Annotated in this window: 14 protein-coding genes; 8 read left to right on the top strand and 6 right to left on the bottom strand. The window is 68.2% G+C overall.

Annotated elements, in window-relative coordinates:
- The first annotated feature begins 38 nt into the window (after positions 1-38).
- Together ptsP and nagE are read left to right on the top strand one after the other, a co-directional pair.
- Positions 39-2,540: a phosphoenolpyruvate--protein phosphotransferase gene (gene ptsP, locus AAIO73_RS07210; RefSeq protein ID WP_345877057.1), complete on the top strand. Its 2,502-nt coding sequence runs from the start codon at positions 39-41 to the stop codon at positions 2,538-2,540.
- On the top strand, positions 2,537-4,216 hold the full coding sequence (gene nagE, locus AAIO73_RS07205) for an N-acetylglucosamine-specific PTS transporter subunit IIBC (RefSeq protein WP_345877056.1): 1,680 nt from the start codon (positions 2,537-2,539) through the stop codon (positions 4,214-4,216). The genes ptsP and nagE overlap by 4 nt, the downstream gene beginning before the upstream one ends.
- 57 nt (positions 4,217-4,273) lie before the next feature.
- On the opposite strand, the gene AAIO73_RS07200 is transcribed toward nagE, so the two are convergent.
- A complete protein-coding gene (locus AAIO73_RS07200; RefSeq protein ID WP_345877055.1) occupies positions 4,274-5,269 on the bottom strand; it encodes a glycosylasparaginase in 996 nt (331 codons plus the stop codon).
- 59 nt (positions 5,270-5,328) lie between these two features.
- Positions 5,329-6,480 (bottom strand): radical SAM family heme chaperone HemW, encoded by a 1,152-nt coding sequence (gene hemW, locus AAIO73_RS07195; protein ID WP_345877054.1) that lies wholly within the window; start codon positions 6,478-6,480, stop codon positions 5,329-5,331.
- A 20-nt stretch (positions 6,481-6,500) separates the two neighbouring features.
- Here hemW and AAIO73_RS07190 point away from each other — a divergent pair, with 20 nt between their 5' ends.
- A complete protein-coding gene (locus AAIO73_RS07190; protein WP_345877053.1) occupies positions 6,501-7,064 on the top strand; it encodes a CAP domain-containing protein in 564 nt (187 codons plus the stop codon).
- A 231-nt stretch (positions 7,065-7,295) separates the two neighbouring features.
- Here the strand turns inward: AAIO73_RS07190 and AAIO73_RS07185 are convergent, their stop codons facing one another.
- The 3 genes from AAIO73_RS07185 to rph all read right to left on the bottom strand — a co-directional run bounded on the left by AAIO73_RS07185 (position 7,296) and on the right by rph (position 9,063).
- Complete coding sequence (locus AAIO73_RS07185) at positions 7,296-7,511, bottom strand: hypothetical protein (RefSeq protein WP_242119826.1); 216 nt, start codon at positions 7,509-7,511, stop codon at positions 7,296-7,298.
- 209 nt (positions 7,512-7,720) lie between these two features.
- Complete coding sequence (gene rdgB / locus AAIO73_RS07180) at positions 7,721-8,350, bottom strand: RdgB/HAM1 family non-canonical purine NTP pyrophosphatase (protein WP_345877052.1); 630 nt, start codon at positions 8,348-8,350, stop codon at positions 7,721-7,723.
- Complete coding sequence (gene rph, locus AAIO73_RS07175; protein WP_055791268.1) at positions 8,347-9,063, bottom strand: ribonuclease PH; 717 nt, start codon at positions 9,061-9,063, stop codon at positions 8,347-8,349. Before rph ends, rdgB begins: the two co-directional genes overlap by 4 nt.
- A gap of 118 nt (positions 9,064-9,181) precedes the next feature.
- On the opposite strand from rph, the gene AAIO73_RS07170 reads away from it, so the two are divergent.
- The 5 genes from AAIO73_RS07170 to AAIO73_RS07150 all read left to right on the top strand — a co-directional run bounded on the left by AAIO73_RS07170 (position 9,182) and on the right by AAIO73_RS07150 (position 14,486).
- Complete coding sequence (locus AAIO73_RS07170) at positions 9,182-9,679, top strand: DUF6438 domain-containing protein (RefSeq protein WP_345877051.1); 498 nt, start codon at positions 9,182-9,184, stop codon at positions 9,677-9,679.
- Positions 9,680-9,838: 159 nt separating this feature from the next.
- Positions 9,839-10,879, top strand: a complete 1,041-nt coding sequence (hrcA, locus tag AAIO73_RS07165) for a heat-inducible transcriptional repressor HrcA (RefSeq protein ID WP_345877050.1) — start codon at positions 9,839-9,841, stop codon at positions 10,877-10,879.
- Between the two features lie 20 nt (positions 10,880-10,899).
- A complete protein-coding gene (locus AAIO73_RS07160; protein WP_242119816.1) occupies positions 10,900-11,457 on the top strand; it encodes a nucleotide exchange factor GrpE in 558 nt (185 codons plus the stop codon).
- 80 nt (positions 11,458-11,537) lie between these two features.
- Positions 11,538-14,237: a [protein-PII] uridylyltransferase gene (locus AAIO73_RS07155; RefSeq protein ID WP_526023776.1), complete on the top strand. Its 2,700-nt coding sequence runs from the start codon at positions 11,538-11,540 to the stop codon at positions 14,235-14,237.
- Positions 14,238-14,276: 39 nt separating this feature from the next.
- Entirely contained in the window at positions 14,277-14,486 is a 210-nt protein-coding gene (locus AAIO73_RS07150) for a hypothetical protein (protein ID WP_242119813.1), read from the top strand.
- A 17-nt stretch (positions 14,487-14,503) separates the two neighbouring features.
- On the opposite strand, the gene AAIO73_RS07145 is transcribed toward AAIO73_RS07150, so the two are convergent.
- Positions 14,504-15,295, bottom strand: coding sequence for a hypothetical protein (locus AAIO73_RS07145; protein WP_345877049.1), 792 nt, complete (start codon positions 15,293-15,295; stop codon positions 14,504-14,506).
- Positions 15,296-15,410: the final 115 nt, after the last annotated feature.

The raw sequence follows: 15,410 nt of genomic DNA, 5'->3' as shown, positions 1-15,410 counted from the left end.
GTCGCCGGGGGGCGGACGTGCGCACGAAGGGGCCGATCATGACCGCCATCCTGCTCACCGCACCGTTGCAAGGCTGGGCTAGCGCGCTCGACGACGTGCCCGACGCGGTGTTCGCCGGGCGGATGCTGGGAGACGGGGTGGCGATCGACCCGACCGGCGGTACGCTGCACGCCCCCTGTGACGGCGAGGTGCTGACGCTGCATGCCGGCGGCCATGCCATCACCCTGCGCGGCGAGGGCGGGGTCGAGCTGTTGATGCATATCGGCATCGACACGGTGCAATTGGGCGGCAAGGATTTCTCCGCGCGGGTTGCGGTCGGCGACCGGGTCGAGCGCGGCCAGCCGCTGATCGATTTCGACCTCGACGCACTGGTGCAAGGCGCGCCGTCGCTGATGACGCCGCTGATCGTCACCAATGCCGATGCGTATCGCATCGTCCGGCGCGAGACCGACCGGGTGGTCGGTATCGGGCAGCTGCTGCTGACGGTCGAGCCGGTCGCCGCAAACACGCCAGCGACGACGATGGAGGAGGGCGAGCGCATCGTGCGGCAGGTGCAGGTGCCCATGGCGCACGGCTTGCACGCACGCCCGGCGGCGAAGATCGGCGAGGTTGCACGCGGCTTTCTTGCCACCAGCTGGCTGGCCAAGGACGGCAGCGAGGCCCGTGCCACCGGCGCGGTCGGTCTGCTCGGGCTGGGCGTGCGGTTCGGCGACACGATCGACGTGATCGCCAGCGGCCCCGACGCCGCCGAAGCGGTCGCCGCGCTGGCGACGCTGATCGAGGGCGGGATGGGCGAGCGCGCCGAACGCGCGGCGGCCGAACCGGTGGTCGCGCCGCCGCCGCAGCCCGCCGTCGCACTGCCCGAGGGGCAGCTGGCCGGCACGCTGGCGGCGCCGGGCTATACGATCGGCATCGCCCGCTGGCTGCGCGTTGCCGAGATCGAGGTGCCGGTCGACGGGCAGGGCGCCGCGATCGAGACCGCCCGGCTCGATTCGGCACTGTCGGCGGTGCGCGAGAAGCTGGCGGCGACGACCGGTGAAGGGGCGGCGATCCGTGCCGCGCATATCGCGTTCCTCGACGACCCCGATCTGCGCGACGCCGCGAATATCGCCATCGCCGATGGCCGCGATGCCGGCCATGCGTGGCGCGCGGCGACGCGGGCGCAGGCGGCGACGCTGCGGGGCCTTGGCGACGCGCGGCTGGCCGAGCGCGCCGACGATCTGCTCGACCTCGAACGGCAGGTGCTGGGCGAACTGACCGGCACGGTGGCGGAGGCGGTGACCTTCCCTGCCGGGACCATCCTGCTCGCCGACGATCTGCTGCCGTCGCAGGTGATGGCGATCGATCCGGCCAGTGTCATCGGCCTTGCCGTCGAGCGTGGCGGACCGACCTCGCACGTCGCGATCCTTGCGGCGACGATGGGCCTGCCGGCACTGGTCGCGATCGGCGCGCCGCTGAACGACGTGACGGATGGCGCGACGCTAATCCTCGACGCCGATGGCGGCGTGCTGCACGTCGATCCCGATGCGGCGACGCTCGCCGAAGCCCGCGCCCATGCCGATCGCCGCATTGCCGACCGCGATGCCGCACTCGCCCGTGCCGGCGAAGCCTGCGTCACGCTCGACGGCGTGCGGATCGAGGCGTTCGCCAATCTCGGCTCGATCGAGGATGCGAAGGCGGCGATGGCCAATGGCGCCGAGGGGTCGGGGCTGCTGCGCACCGAATTTCTGTTCCTCGACCGCGACAGCGCACCCGATGCCGCCGAACAGGCCGCGCTGTACGGTGCGATCGCGGCCGAACTCGACGGGCGGCCGCTGATCGTGCGGCTGCTCGATATCGGCGGCGACAAGCCCGCCCCCTATCTGCCGATCGCGCCCGAGGAAAATCCGGCGCTGGGGCTGCGCGGCATTCGCGTCGCGCTGGCCATGCCCGACATTCTCGAAACGCAGTTGCGCGGTATCCTGTCGGTACGGCCGGTCGGGCAATGCCGGATCATGATCCCGATGGTGGCGAGCGTCGCCGAGATTGCCGCCGTCCGCGCGGTCGTCGACCGGTTGCGCGCCGACCTCGGCATTACCGACCGCGTCGAGATCGGCATCATGGTCGAAACCCCCGCCGCCGCGGTCACGGCCGCGACGCTGGCGGCGCATGCCGATTTCCTGTCGATCGGCACCAACGACCTGACCCAATATGCGCTGGCGATGGATCGCGGCAATCCGGCGGTGGCACCCGGTATCGACGGGCTGCACCCGGCAGTGCTGCAACTGATCGCGCATACGACCGAGGGGGCCGGACGGCATCGTCGCTGGGTCGGGGTGTGCGGTGGCCTCGCGTCGGACCGGTTGGCGATCCCGCTGCTGGTCGGGCTGGGCATCACCGAATTGTCGGCGTCGCCGCGCTTCGTGCCCGAATTGAAGGCGCTGGTCCGGCGACTCGATACCCATCGCTGCCGGCTGCTGGCGGTGCGCGCACTTGCGGCGGCATCGCCCGCCGAGGTGCGCACCATGGTTCGCGACTTTCTTCAGGAGTTGGGTGCATGAAGTCGATCGTCGAAACGCTGCAGCCGATCGGCCGTGCGCTCATGCTGCCGATTGCGGTCCTGCCGGTGGCGGGGTTGTTGCTGCGGCTGGGCCAGCCCGACCTGCTCGACATCGGCCTGCTGGCGGCAGCGGGCGATGCGCTGTTCAACAATCTCGGCCTGCTCTTCGCGATCGGCGTCGCCTGCGGCATCGCCCGCGACGGCAATGGCGCGGCGTGTCTTGCGGGCGTCGTCTGCTATCTGGTCGTCAAGAATGGCGGGCCGGTGTTCCTGACCGTCCCGGGCGAGGTGACGCAAGGCTTTGCTCCGGACGTTGCGGCGACCCTGTCGGCGGCGTGGAAGGCGAAGGCGTTCGCGAAGCTCGACGTGCCGATCGGCATCGTCGCCGGGCTGATCGGCGGCCATGCCTATAACCGCTATGCGACGATCAAGGTGCCGGAATATCTTGCCTTCTTCGGCGGACGGCGCTTCGTGCCGATCGTCAGCGGCGTGGCCGGCATCGCCCTTGCGGTCGTGGTGGGCCTGAGCTTTGGCGGCATCACCACCGCACTCGACCTGCTCAGCCGCGGACTGGTGGCATCGGGCAGCTTCGGCCTGTTCGGCTTCGGCCTGCTCAACCGGCTGCTGCTGGTGACCGGGTTGCACCACATCCTAAACAACGTCGCCTGGTTCGTGCTCGGCGATTTCGGGGGGACTACCGGCGACCTGCGCCGCTTCTTCGCCGGTGATCCGACGGCGGGGGCGTTCATGGCGGGTTATTTCCCGGTCATGATGTTCGGCCTGCCCGCCGCATGCCTTGCCATGTACAGGTCGGCATTGCCCGACCGACGCAAGGCGGTGGGCGGCATGTTGCTCAGCCTCGCGCTCACCAGCTTCCTGACCGGCGTGACCGAGCCGATCGAATTCTCGTTCATGTTCCTCGCCCCCGTGCTTTACGCGATTCATGCGGTGCTGACCGGGCTGTCGATGGCGCTGATGGACTGGCTGGGGGTGAAGCTCGGCTTCGGCTTCTCGGCGGGGCTGTTCGACTATGTGCTGAACTATGGAAAGGCGACGAAGCCGCTGCTGCTGGTGCCGGTCGGTGCCCTGTATTTCGCGCTTTATTACGGGGTGTTCCGCTTCTTCATCTTGCGCTTTGACCTCAAGACGCCGGGCCGCGACGCCAGCGCGCCGTCACTGACCGGCGCCCCGGCGACGGGTGGCGGCGAGCGGGGACGGGCATTCCTCGCGGCGCTCGGCGGCAGCGGCAATCTCGCCAGCATCGGCGCCTGCACCACCCGGCTGCGGCTGGTCGTCGCCGATCAGGCGCTGGTCGACGAAGCGGCGCTGAAGGCGCTGGGCGCGATGGGCGTGCTGCGACCCTCGGCGCGCGCGGTACAGGTCGTGGTCGGCCCGATCGCCGATCAGGTCGCGGAGGAGATACGCGAGGCGGGGAGCGGCGGGCCGGTCGCTGCGCCGGTCGCGGTGCCCGAAACGCAGGAAACGATCGCGGCGCCGACCCTACCCGCTGCCGTGGTCGAGGCGCTGGGCGGAGCTGGAGCGATCCTGCGCGCCGAACCGCTGGCCGGCCGGATGCGGATCGAACTGCGGGAGCCGGCAACGATCGATCCGGCGATGCTGCCTGGAATTCGGACCATGGCGCAACCGAGTCCGACGGTCGTCCATGTGCTGATCTGATTCTGCTCCCGGACATGCCAAAAGCCCTTTCATCCCGTGATGACAGGGCTTTTCGGCTCAGGCGCTGCGCAGGTTGGCCGATCGCAACACCGTGCTGTGGCCATCATCGCCGGTGACGGCATAGGTGAAGCCCGGCAGGATCGCGAAAGCCCCGACCTGTCCGTTCCGGTCCATCGCGAGAAAGCCGACCTGCACCCCGTTGAGCGCCGACCCGCGCAGCTTCGCGATATGTTCGACCGCCTCGCGACACGCCGCCATCGGCGACAGGCCGGCGCGCAGCGACGATACGACGCGGGCGGTGCCGGCGATGCGGGTCACCTCCTCGCCAAGCCCCGTCGCGGTGGCGGCACCGACGCCCGCCTCGACGAACAGCCCGCTGCCGACCTGCGGTGAATCGCCGACCCGGCCGTGCAGCTTGAACGCCATACCCGACGTCGTGCAGGCTCCGGCGAGCGATCCGTCGGGCGCGCGCGCGATCATGCCGATCGTGTCATGGTCGAGCGGCCCGCCCAGCGGCGCCCGCGCATTCTCGCTATTGGCGACCGGCTGATATTTCGACGTCTTCAGCCATTTGCGCCATTCGGCCTCGGCCTCCGGCGTAAGCAGTTTCTCCGCCGAAAAGCCGTTTGCCAAGGCAAACTGCCGTGCCCCATCGCCGACGAGGAAGGTGTGCGGCGTGCGCTCCATCACCGCGCGCGCGACCGAGATCGGATGGGCGATATCCTCCATCGCCGCGACCGCGCCGACATGCCCCTTGTCGTCCATGATGACCGCATCCAGCGTCACCCGCCGGTCGCGATCGGGATAGCCGCCCTTGCCGACCGAATGGTTGGTCAGGTCGGCCTCGGGCACCTTCGCCCCCGCCTCCAGCGCGTCGATTAGGCTGCCGCCACTTCTGAAGCGGGCGACGGCGGCATCGTTGGCGGCGGCGCCGAAGTCCCAGGTCGAGGCGATGCGCAGCACGCCGGTCGATCTCGGCTGGGCCGGCAGGGTGGCCGATCCGGCAACGGCGGCAAGGCCGGTGATGGCGGTGCGGCGGGTGATGGTCGGCATGGGTACCCCGTTTCACTGGTGTAGCGCGGTTGTGCGCAGTCACCGGGGGCGGGGCAAGCCTATAGCGCGATCTCGCGCAGCACCGCGTCGAGCACCGGAAAGCCGGCAGGCGTCAGCGCCAGCCGGTCGCCGTCGCGTGTCACCAGCCCCTGCCGTGCGAGCAGCGCCACCGCATCGGTCCGCACCACCGCATCGATTGGCCGTTCGCCCAGCGCCGCAACGCGGGCGAGGTCGATGCCCTCGCGCATCCGCAAGCCCATGACCAGCGCCTCGGTCACGCGTTCGTCGGGGGTCAGCGCGTCCTCGCGCTCGATACCATGGCCGTTGCGCTCCACCGCCGCGATCCAGTTCTCCGGCTTCTTGCGCCGAACGGTCGCCAGTCCCTCACGCCGGCCATGCGCGCCAGGGCCAATGCCGGCATAGTCGCGATAGCGCCAATAGGTCAGGTTGTGGCGGCTCTCCGCCCCCGGCCGGGCATGGTTCGACACCTCGTACAGCGGCAGGCCGGCGGCGGTGGTCATCGCCTGCGTCACCTCGAACAGGTCGGCGGCGAGATCGGGGTCAGGCAGGGTCAGCGCGCCCTTCGCCGCCAGCGTCGCGAAGCGCGTGCCGGGTTCGATGGTCAGTTGATAGAGCGAGAGATGCTCGGTCCCGAACGACAATGCGCGGGCGAGTTCGGCTTCCCATGCGCTGAGCGACTGGCCGGGCCGGGCATAGATCAGGTCGAAGCTGACCCGCGCGAAATGGCGCTGGGCGACGCCGAGCGCGGCCAATGCCTCGTCCACGCCGTGCGCGCGTTCGAGAAAGGCGAGCGCGTCGTCATGCAACGCCTGTACGCCCAGCGAGACGCGATTAACCCCGGCGGCGGCGATGTCGGCGAAGCGTGCCGCCTCGACCGAGGACGGGTTCGCCTCCAGCGTGATTTCGATATCGTCGCTCGGCGGCCATGCGCGGCACGCGGCATCGATGATCGCTGCGACGGTCGCCGGCGGCATCAGCGACGGGGTGCCCCCGCCGAAGAAGATCGACGCCAGCCGCCGCCCCGGCAGTGCCGCCGCCTCATGCGCCAGATCGGCGAGCAGCGCCTGCAACCACGCCGCCTGATCGACTGCGTCGCGGACATGGCTGTTGAAGTCGCAATAGGGGCATTTGGATACGCAGAACGGCCAGTGGACGTAGAGCGCCAGGGGGGAAGGTTGGTCGGGCACCATCGCCGTCCCATATGGGCGCGATGCGATCGATACAAATATTGGCGCCGCTTTTGCTGCTGACCGCCTGTTCGCCCGGCGTCGAGGCCGGTCCCGAACGCATCGTCGAACCGCGCGCGTTCGAAGGGCCGGCGCCGCGCGGCCCGGCGTTGCTGCGACAGGCGATGGAAGCCGGCCATCGTGCCGCGCGCGGCGAGGCGGGACTGCCGCCGCTCGCCTGGGACCCGGCGCTGGCCCGCGATGCGAAGACCTATGCCGATACGCTGGCGACGACCGGCCGCTTCGAACATTCGGCGCAACCGCGCGGGGTGCCCGAACAGGGCGAGAATCTGTGGACCGGCACGCGCGGGGCCTACCGCTATGACGAGATGGTCGGTCACTGGGTCGCGGAGAAGCGCGACTATGTGCCGGGCCTCCTGCCCGCCGTGTCGCGGACCGGCAAGTTCGGCGACGTCGCCCATTATACCCAGATCATGTGGCGCACGACGCAACGCTTCGGCTGTGCCGAGGCGAGCAATGCGCGCGACGACTATGTCGTGTGTCGGTACGTGCCGACGGGGAATGTCGCGGGGCAGCGGGCGTTTTGAGAGTTGGTACGGGGTAGAGGGGGGCGGCAAAATCGCGTTGCGCTTGAACCTCCGCCGCGTACCCCTGCGCGACCTCTGCGAAAGTTCGCTCTACCATATCCCCGCGAAGGCGGGGATCTAGGGTCACATCCGCAAACGGCTGCTGCACTTGGCTCTGGACCCCCGCCTGCGCGGGGGTACGGCTCCGGCGGACGCGAGCCTGGGGCGAACGCGTCCGGTCGATGGCTAACCCTACCCCCGCGCGCCGGCGATCATCTTGGCGGCGATGTGGCGGACGGCATGGTCGTCCTTCTCGCCGCCCTGGCTCGGATCGCCGAGCTTGTCGAGGCTGGCTTCCAGCGAGTCGAGCAAACCGGGATGCTGTTCCTCGACATAGCGCATCGTCCAGAACAGGAGATGCTCGACCGCGATCTCGCGGTGGCGGGTTTCGGTGATCGCATCGGGCATCGGAATTCCTTTCGGGGCGTCCAATGCGCAGGGTCGGGTGGGCGTTCCGCTTGGTACGCCCGACCCGATGCCAGACCGTTCGTGCTGAGTAGCCATTGAGCCTGTCGAAATGGCGTATCGAAGCACCGTTCGGAAGAATGCTTCGATACGGGTCTTCGACAAGCTCAGCCCCTAATCAGCACGAACGGCTTTGCGTGTGATAAAGCGGTTCAGAACACCGCCTTCACCAGTTGCGCGAACGCATCGGCGCGGTGGCTGATCGCATGCTTGTGGTCGGGATCGATCTCGCCATAGCTCTGGTCCATCCCGTCCTGGACGAACATCGGGTCATAGCCGAAGCCATGGTCCCCACGCGGCGGCCATACCAGTTGCCCGTCGACGCGGCCCTCGAACCACTCCACATGCCCGTCGGGCCATGCCAGCGCCAGCGCGCACACGAAATGCGCCGCGCGGCTATGGTCGGGGCCGGTCGCCTGCATCCGTTCCTCGACCAGCCGCATCGCCGCGTCGAAATCCTTGGACGGCCCCGCCCAGCGCGCCGAGAAGATGCCCGGATCGCCATTCAGCGCCTCGACGCACAGCCCGCTATCATCGGCCAGTGCCGGCAGGCCCGACAGGTCGGCCGCCTGCAACGCCTTCAGTTCGGCATTGGCGACGAAGGTCGTGCCGGTCTCCTCCGGCTCGGGCAGGTCGAGTTCGCCTGCCGAGATTGGGGTGACGCCATAGGGCCCGAGCAGCGCCGCGATCTCTCGGATCTTCCCGGGATTGTGGCTGGCGATGACCAGCTTGCCGGGCGTGAGCTTGCGGATCGCTTGGCGGTCTTGTCCCTCGCCACTCATCGTCCGGTCGCCCGAAGCTGTTCGGCGAAGATGCGACCGCAGCCGATGCGGGCGAGGCGCAGCAGGCGCAGCAGCGCCTCTTCGTCATAGCAGGCACCCTCGGCGGTCGCCTGTACCTCGGCGATATTGTTGTCGCTGGTCAGCACGAAATTGGCGTCGGCATCGGCCGCCGAATCCTCAATATAGTCGAGGTCGAGCACCGGCGTGCCGTTGTGAATGCCGCAGCTGACCGCCGCGACCTGTCGGCTGATCGGATCGACCTCCAGCTTGCCCTCACGCATCAGCCCGTCGACCGCGAGGCGCAGCGCCACCCATGCGCCCGAAATCGACGCGGTGCGGGTACCGCCATCGGCCTGGATCACGTCGCAATCGAGCGTGATCTGCCGCTCGCCCAGCGCCTTCAGGTCGACCACGGCGCGCAGCGACCGGCCGATCAGCCGCTGGATTTCCTGCGTCCGGCCCGACTGCTTGCCCTTCGCCGCCTCACGGCTGCCGCGGGTATGGGTGGCGCGGGGGAGCATGCCGTACTCGGCCGTCACCCAGCCTTCGCCCTTGCCACGCAGCCATGGCGGCAGCCGTTCTTCGAGCGAGGCGGTCACCAGCACCTTGGTATCGCCGAAGCCGATCAGGCACGAACCCTCGGCATGGCGGGTGAAGTTCGTCTCGATCGTGATGGGGCGCATTTCGTCGGGGGTGCGGCCGGATGGGCGCATGAGAATCTCCTGAAATTTCGCGAAGTCCTAGCCGTCCGTTCATCGCCGCGCCAGTCGCCGCGCGGTACCTCGATGATGACGGGTCCGAAGCGACGGATCCGCGACAGGGAGCGACGTCATGAAGATCATCGCCTTGGGTTTGCTGCCGATACTCGGCGGCTGCGTGATGGCGGTCGGCAACACGACCACCGAAACCGCGCCGGTCGCGATCGAGCGCGAGACGATCAGCTATGAAACCTCACCCTGTTTCGGCACCTGTCCGGTGTATCGGGTAACGATCCAGCCCGATGGCACAGGCGTGTTCGAAGGGCGGCGCTTTACCAAGGTCGTCGGCACCCGCGATTTCAAGGCGACGCCGGCGCAGTATCGCGCCTTTGCCGCAAAACTACAGCCCTACCGGCCGCAGGGCGAGCGGCTGGTGCAGCCGGGCCAGCCGGGATGCGACAATGCGCCGACCGACATGCCGTCGGTCGATGTCCGCTGGAACGAATTGTCGGGCGCGGTGCAGCATCTGTCCTTCTATTATGGCTGCCGGATGCGCGATCAGCGGATGAACGAAGCGCTGCGCTCGGCCCCGAACGAGCTGCCGATCCGTCAGTTTATCGAAACGCCCTGAACTCCTCCCCGGTACGGGGAGGGGGACCAGAGAAGCTGGTGGAGGGGGAGCGCGGCATACGGAACGGCAGCGTTGCGTGGCGAACCCCCTCCACCACCGCTGCGCGGGCGGGGAGGATTTGGGTTCCGCAAACCGCTCCGTCACCCTACATTCCCACGCATGACCCCGCCGATCCATGAACTGACCGACCGCGCCCGCGACGTGTTCCGGATCGTGGTCGACAGCTATCTCGCCACCGGCGCGCCGGTCGGTTCGCGCACCATCGCGCAACTCTCGGGCCTCAACCTCTCGCCCGCTTCGATCCGCGGCGTGATGCAGGATCTGGAAGAGGCCGGTCTGCTCGCCGCGCCGCATGTCAGCGCGGGGCGGATGCCGACCGAGACCGGCCTCAGGCTGTTCGTCGACGGCATGATGCACGCGATGGAGCCATCGGCACAGGAGCGCGCGACGATCGAGGCACAGGCGGATACCGCCGGCCCGGTCGAGGAGGCGCTGGCCGGCACCGCCGCCGCGCTGTCGGGTCTGTCGGCCAGTGCGGGCGTCGTGCTGGTGCCCAAGCGCGAACCGGTGCTGAGGCAGGTGTCGTTCGTGCCGCTGTCGGGCACCCGCGCGCTGGCGGTGCTGGTCGGGGCGGACGGATCGGTCGAGAATCGCGTGCTCGATATCGCGGCGGGGACCAGCGTCGCCGCGCTGGTCGAGGCGGGCAATTACCTGACGGCGCGGCTGTCGGGTCTGACCCTGCCCGAAGCGCGCGCCCGCATCCTGCGCGAAATCGGGCGGGAGCGTGCCGAACTCGACGCGACCGCCCGCGCGCTGGTCGAGGCGGGGCTGGCGATGTGGAGCGAGGATGGCGGGCAGCGTCCGGTGCTGATCGTGCGCGGCCAGGCGCGGCTGATCGACCCCGCCGCCGCCCACGACCTCGACCGCGTACGGCAGCTCCTCGACGAACTGGAGGGCAAGGAAGAGATCGCCCGGCTGCTCGAATCGGCGCAGGACGGCGACGCCGCGCGCATCTTTATTGGCTCCGAAAACAAATTGTTCGCATTGACCGGATCGTCGGTCATCGCCAAGCCGGTGCGCGCGCTGGACGGGCGCGTGGTCGGCGTGGTCGGCGTGATCGGGCCGGTCCGGTTGAACTATGCGCGCGTCGTGCCCATGGTGGATTTCACTGCCGCGACACTCACGCGGCTGCTCGGCTGACAGGACAAGAAGAGACCCGAATGAACGACACTCCCGCCAACGACGATACGAACGACCTGCGCGAAGCCACCGCCGAGGCCGCGCCCGAAGTCGCCGAAGCGGATCGCCTTGCCGAACTCGAAGCGAAGCTGGCCGATTCGCAGGCCGAAACCCTCTATGCCCGCGCCGATCTGCAGAATGTGCGCCGCCGCGCCGAAAAGGAGGTGGCCGACGCCCGCGCCTATGCCGCGACCGCCTTCTCGCGCGACATCCTCTCGGTGGCCGACAATCTGTCGCGCGCGCTGTCGGCGATCCCCGAGGATCTGCGCGGCGACGACCGGCTGAAGGGCCTCATCACCGGCCTCGAAGCGACCGGGCGCGAGTTGGAAAGCGTGTTCGGCCGCCATGGCATCACCAAGATGGTATCGGTCGGTGAGACGCTGGACCCCAACAAGCATCAGGCGATGTTCGAAGTACCGTCGAACGACGCCGCGCCCGGCACCGTCGTGCAGGAGATCCAGACCGGCTATATGATCCGCGACCGGCTGTTGCGGCCGGCGCTGGTCGGCGTGGCCAAGGCGCCGGAGGGCGGCGCCTGAACGAGACGGTCCGGCCCGACCTGGCCACGCCGCCCCGGTTCGAACGGATCGTCCATCCCGAGGCGATCGTCGAGCCGGCGGTGCTGGCGGCTTCGCTCGCGGCACTCGCCACCGGTGATCAGGACGGTACGGCGTTGCGCCGCGCCGCGACCGCGGTGCTGCGCGAAGCGATGGCGCGCGGCCGGACCGAGATCGAACGCCGGCTGCGCGCCCGTCCCAGCCATGGACTGGAGACGGCAGCGGCCTATGCCTATCTGACCGACGCGATCCTCGTCGCGCTGACCGGCTTCATCGTCGACCACGTCCACCCGAACCCCAATCCGACCGCGGCCGAGCGGATGACGCTGATCGCGGTCGGCGGCTATGGCCGGGGGGAGATGGCGCCGCATTCGGACGTCGATATCGGCGTGCTGACCCCGTGGAAGCAGACCGCCTGGTCCGAACAGGTCATCGAATCGATCCTCTATGCGCTATGGGATCTTGGGCTGAAGGTCGGCCATTCGTCGCGCTCGCTCGACGAAATGGTGCGGCAGGCGAAGGGCGACGTCACCATCCGCACCGCGCTGGTCGAGGCGCGCTATGTCTGGGGCGATACCGCGCTCTATGGCGAGGCGGCGCAGCGCTTCAAGCACGAGGTGCAGGAAGGGACCGCGCGCACCTTCATCGCCGAAAAGCTCGCCGAGCGCGATGCGCGGCACAAGAAGCTGGGCGACACCCGCTATGTCGTCGAGCCGAACGTAAAGGAAGGGAAGGGGGGGCTGCGCGATCTGCATGCCCTCTTCTGGATCGGCAAATACGCTTATAACGTCCGCCGCGCCGCCGATCTGGTCCGCGTCGGGCTGCTCAGCGCGCCTGAACTGCGCAAGTTCAACCGCGCCGAGGATTTCCTGTGGGCGGTGCGTTGTCACCTCCACCTCATCACCGGCCGCGCCGAGGAACGGCTGACCTTCGACGTGCAGACCGAGATCGCGACGCGGATGCGCTATAGCGACCGGGTCGGTAAATCGCGCGTCGAACGCTTCATGCAATATTATTTCCTGCAGGCGAAGCGGGTCGGCGACCTGACCGGCATGTTCCTCAGCCATCTCGACGAAACCTATGCCGCGCGCGGCAGCCGCTTCGGCTTTCCGCGGCTGCGGCGTCGGCCGGGGCGCTTGAACGGCTTCGTGCTCGACCGCGGCCGGCTGGCGCTGCCCAAGGACGATTTCTTCGCCGAAGACCCGGTGCGGCTGATCGAGATATTCGCGCTCGCCGACCTGCACGGCCTTGAAATCCACCCGCTGGCGATGCGCGCGGCGTCGCGCGATGCGCGGATGGCGGCGCAGGTCCGCTCGCACCCGCGCGCCAACCAGCTGTTTCTCGACGTGCTGACCTCCCCGCGCGATCCCGAACTGGTGCTGCGGTGGATGAACGAATGCGGCGTGTTCGGCCGCTTCATTCCCGACTTCGGCCGCATCGTCGCGCAGATGCAGTTCGACATGTACCATCATTATACGGTCGACGAGCACACCATCCGCATGATCGGCCTGTTGTCGCAGGTCGAGCGCGGCATCTGTCGCGAGGAGCATCCGCTCGCCACTGCGCTGTTCGGCGGCATCGTCCAGCGCCGCGCGCTGTTCGTCGCGGTGCTGTGCCACGACATTGCCAAGGGGCGCGGCGGCGATCATTCGATCCTCGGTGCCGAAGTCGCCGAACGGCTCTGTCCGCGCCTCGGCCTCACCCCGGCGGAGACCGAGACGGTGGCGTGGCTGGTCCGCTACCACCTGTTGATGTCGGCGACCGCGTTCAAGCGCGACCTCAGCGATTTCAAGACGATCCTCGACTTCACCGGCATCGTGCAATCGCCGCAGCGGCTGCGCATGCTGCTGGTGCTGACCGTCGTCGATATCCGCGCGGTCGGTCCCGGCACATGGAACGGGTGGAAACGGCAGTTGCTGACCACGCTCTTCGAAACCGCCGAGGAAGTGCTGCGCCTCGGCCACAAGCAGCGCGGCCGCGACGAACGCATCGCCGAAAAGCAGGATCGGCTGCGGCAGACGCTTGGCTGGGACAAGGATACGCTGGCGGCCTATGTCCGGCACCTGCCGCCTGCCTACTGGATCGCCGAGCCTGACGACGTGATCGCCGCCAATGCGCGGATGGTCGATCAGTCGGGCGATGCGCGGCTGACGATCGAGACCAGCGTCGACGAGGATCGCGGCGCGACGTTGGTGACCGTCCATGCCGCCGACCATCCCGGGCTGTTCTATCGCATCGCCGGCGCGATCCATGCGGCGGGCGGCAACATCATCGATGCGCGCATCCACACCACGCGCACCGGCATGGCGCTCGACAATTTCCTCGTCCAGAATCCGCTGGGTGGTCCGTTCGACGAAGCCGGGCAGTTGCAACGGTTGAAGACGGCGATCGCCGATGCGCTGGCGAATCGCATGAAGCTGACCGACCGGCTCGCCGCCAAGCCGCTGTCGCGCGTCCGCGCGGAAGCCTTCCCGATCGAGCCGAACGTGCTGATCGACAATGCCGCATCGAACCGCTTCACCGTGATCGAGGTCAACGCCCGCGATCGGCCGGCGCTGCTCCATCATCTGGCGCAGGCGCTGTTCCAATCGAAGGTGACGCTGCACTCTGCCCATGTCGCCACCTATGGCGAGCGGGCGGTCGATACCTTCTACGTCACCGACCTGACCGGCGACCGCATCACCGGGCAATTGCGGCTAAAATCGCTCGAACGCCGGATGCTGGATGCGGCGGCGGGCAAGGATTTCGGGGTGTTCGCCTAATCCCTTGCGGTTCAGTATGGATTGAGGCAGGATCGCGCCATGGACCTGATCCTGCTGGCCGTTCTGGCCATCGCCGTTCTGCTGATCGCCCTTGTCGCGGCAGCATCCAACCGTCGCAAAGCCCGCCGAGCCGGGGTGGATGACGGGGGCGGAGACGGTTTCTTCGGATGGTTCGATGGCGGCGGTTCGTCCGGCGACTGCGGTAGCGACGGTGGCGGCTGTGACGGCGGGGGCGGCGGCGGCGACTGAGCCACCCCCGGCGGACCCTATTGTTTGTACGCGACGAAGCGGGTGGTGACCGCCTGCTTCACATTGGTCGCTTCGACATTCATCTTCTTGCCGTCCGGCGCGACGGTTACGATCATCCGGCTGTCCGCCTTGCCGCCGATCGATGCGTCGAGCTGAAGCGCGTTGGGGCTCAGCCGCTTGGCCGCGATCATCCGCCCGGCAAGGTCGCCCTCGACCTTTACCGGCGGGCCACCGAGCGTCGCGGTATAGTGCGACCCCGTGCCATCGGCGAAGGAGAAGCGATCGCCCTCCATCCGCATCGTCACCGTCATCGTGTTGTCGGACCCCTTGTCGTACGAGGTCGTGACCCAGCTTCCGTCCAGGGGATGCGCTCCGGGAGCGCCATCGGCGCTGCGCCGCGCGGTGCTGCGATAGACGGCGAGTTCGCCATTGGGAGTGGCATGATCGGTATCGACCGACGTGAAGGTCTTGCCATCGGCAGAGATGCTGATCCGGTCGGTTTCGACCAGGCGCCCGCCCTTGCGATAGTGGAATTCGATGGTGCGCGGGTCGATCCGTTTCACTGCCGCCTCATCGAAATAGTTCTGGCCGGCTACCTTGTGGAAGCCGCCATCGGCGGGGATGCCCCATGGCGTACCGCAACTTGCACAGCGGAAATTCCTGTCGTTCAGCGTCACCACCCATGGCTTCTTGGGAAGCTCGGTGCTGCCGAGATCGACGCGCCAGCGCCCGTCGAAGACGCTTTGCGCCGATGCGGTTGCGGGAAGAATGATCGCCGCCAACGCGACGCTCATGCCAATATGCCTCATGCAATCCTCCAAGATTGCGGCCATGACCAGTACCGGCGAGTCGCGTTGCCGCCCCCCACGCATCGCTGGGCAAGTATAGGTGCAGCAAGAATTCTCCCCAATACCATAAAGTATA

It is taken from the genome of Sphingomonas epibiotica, assembly GCF_039615155.1.
GTDB lineage: Bacteria > Pseudomonadota > Alphaproteobacteria > Sphingomonadales > Sphingomonadaceae > Sphingomonas.
This window is presented reverse-complemented; position numbering and strand designations above follow the sequence as displayed.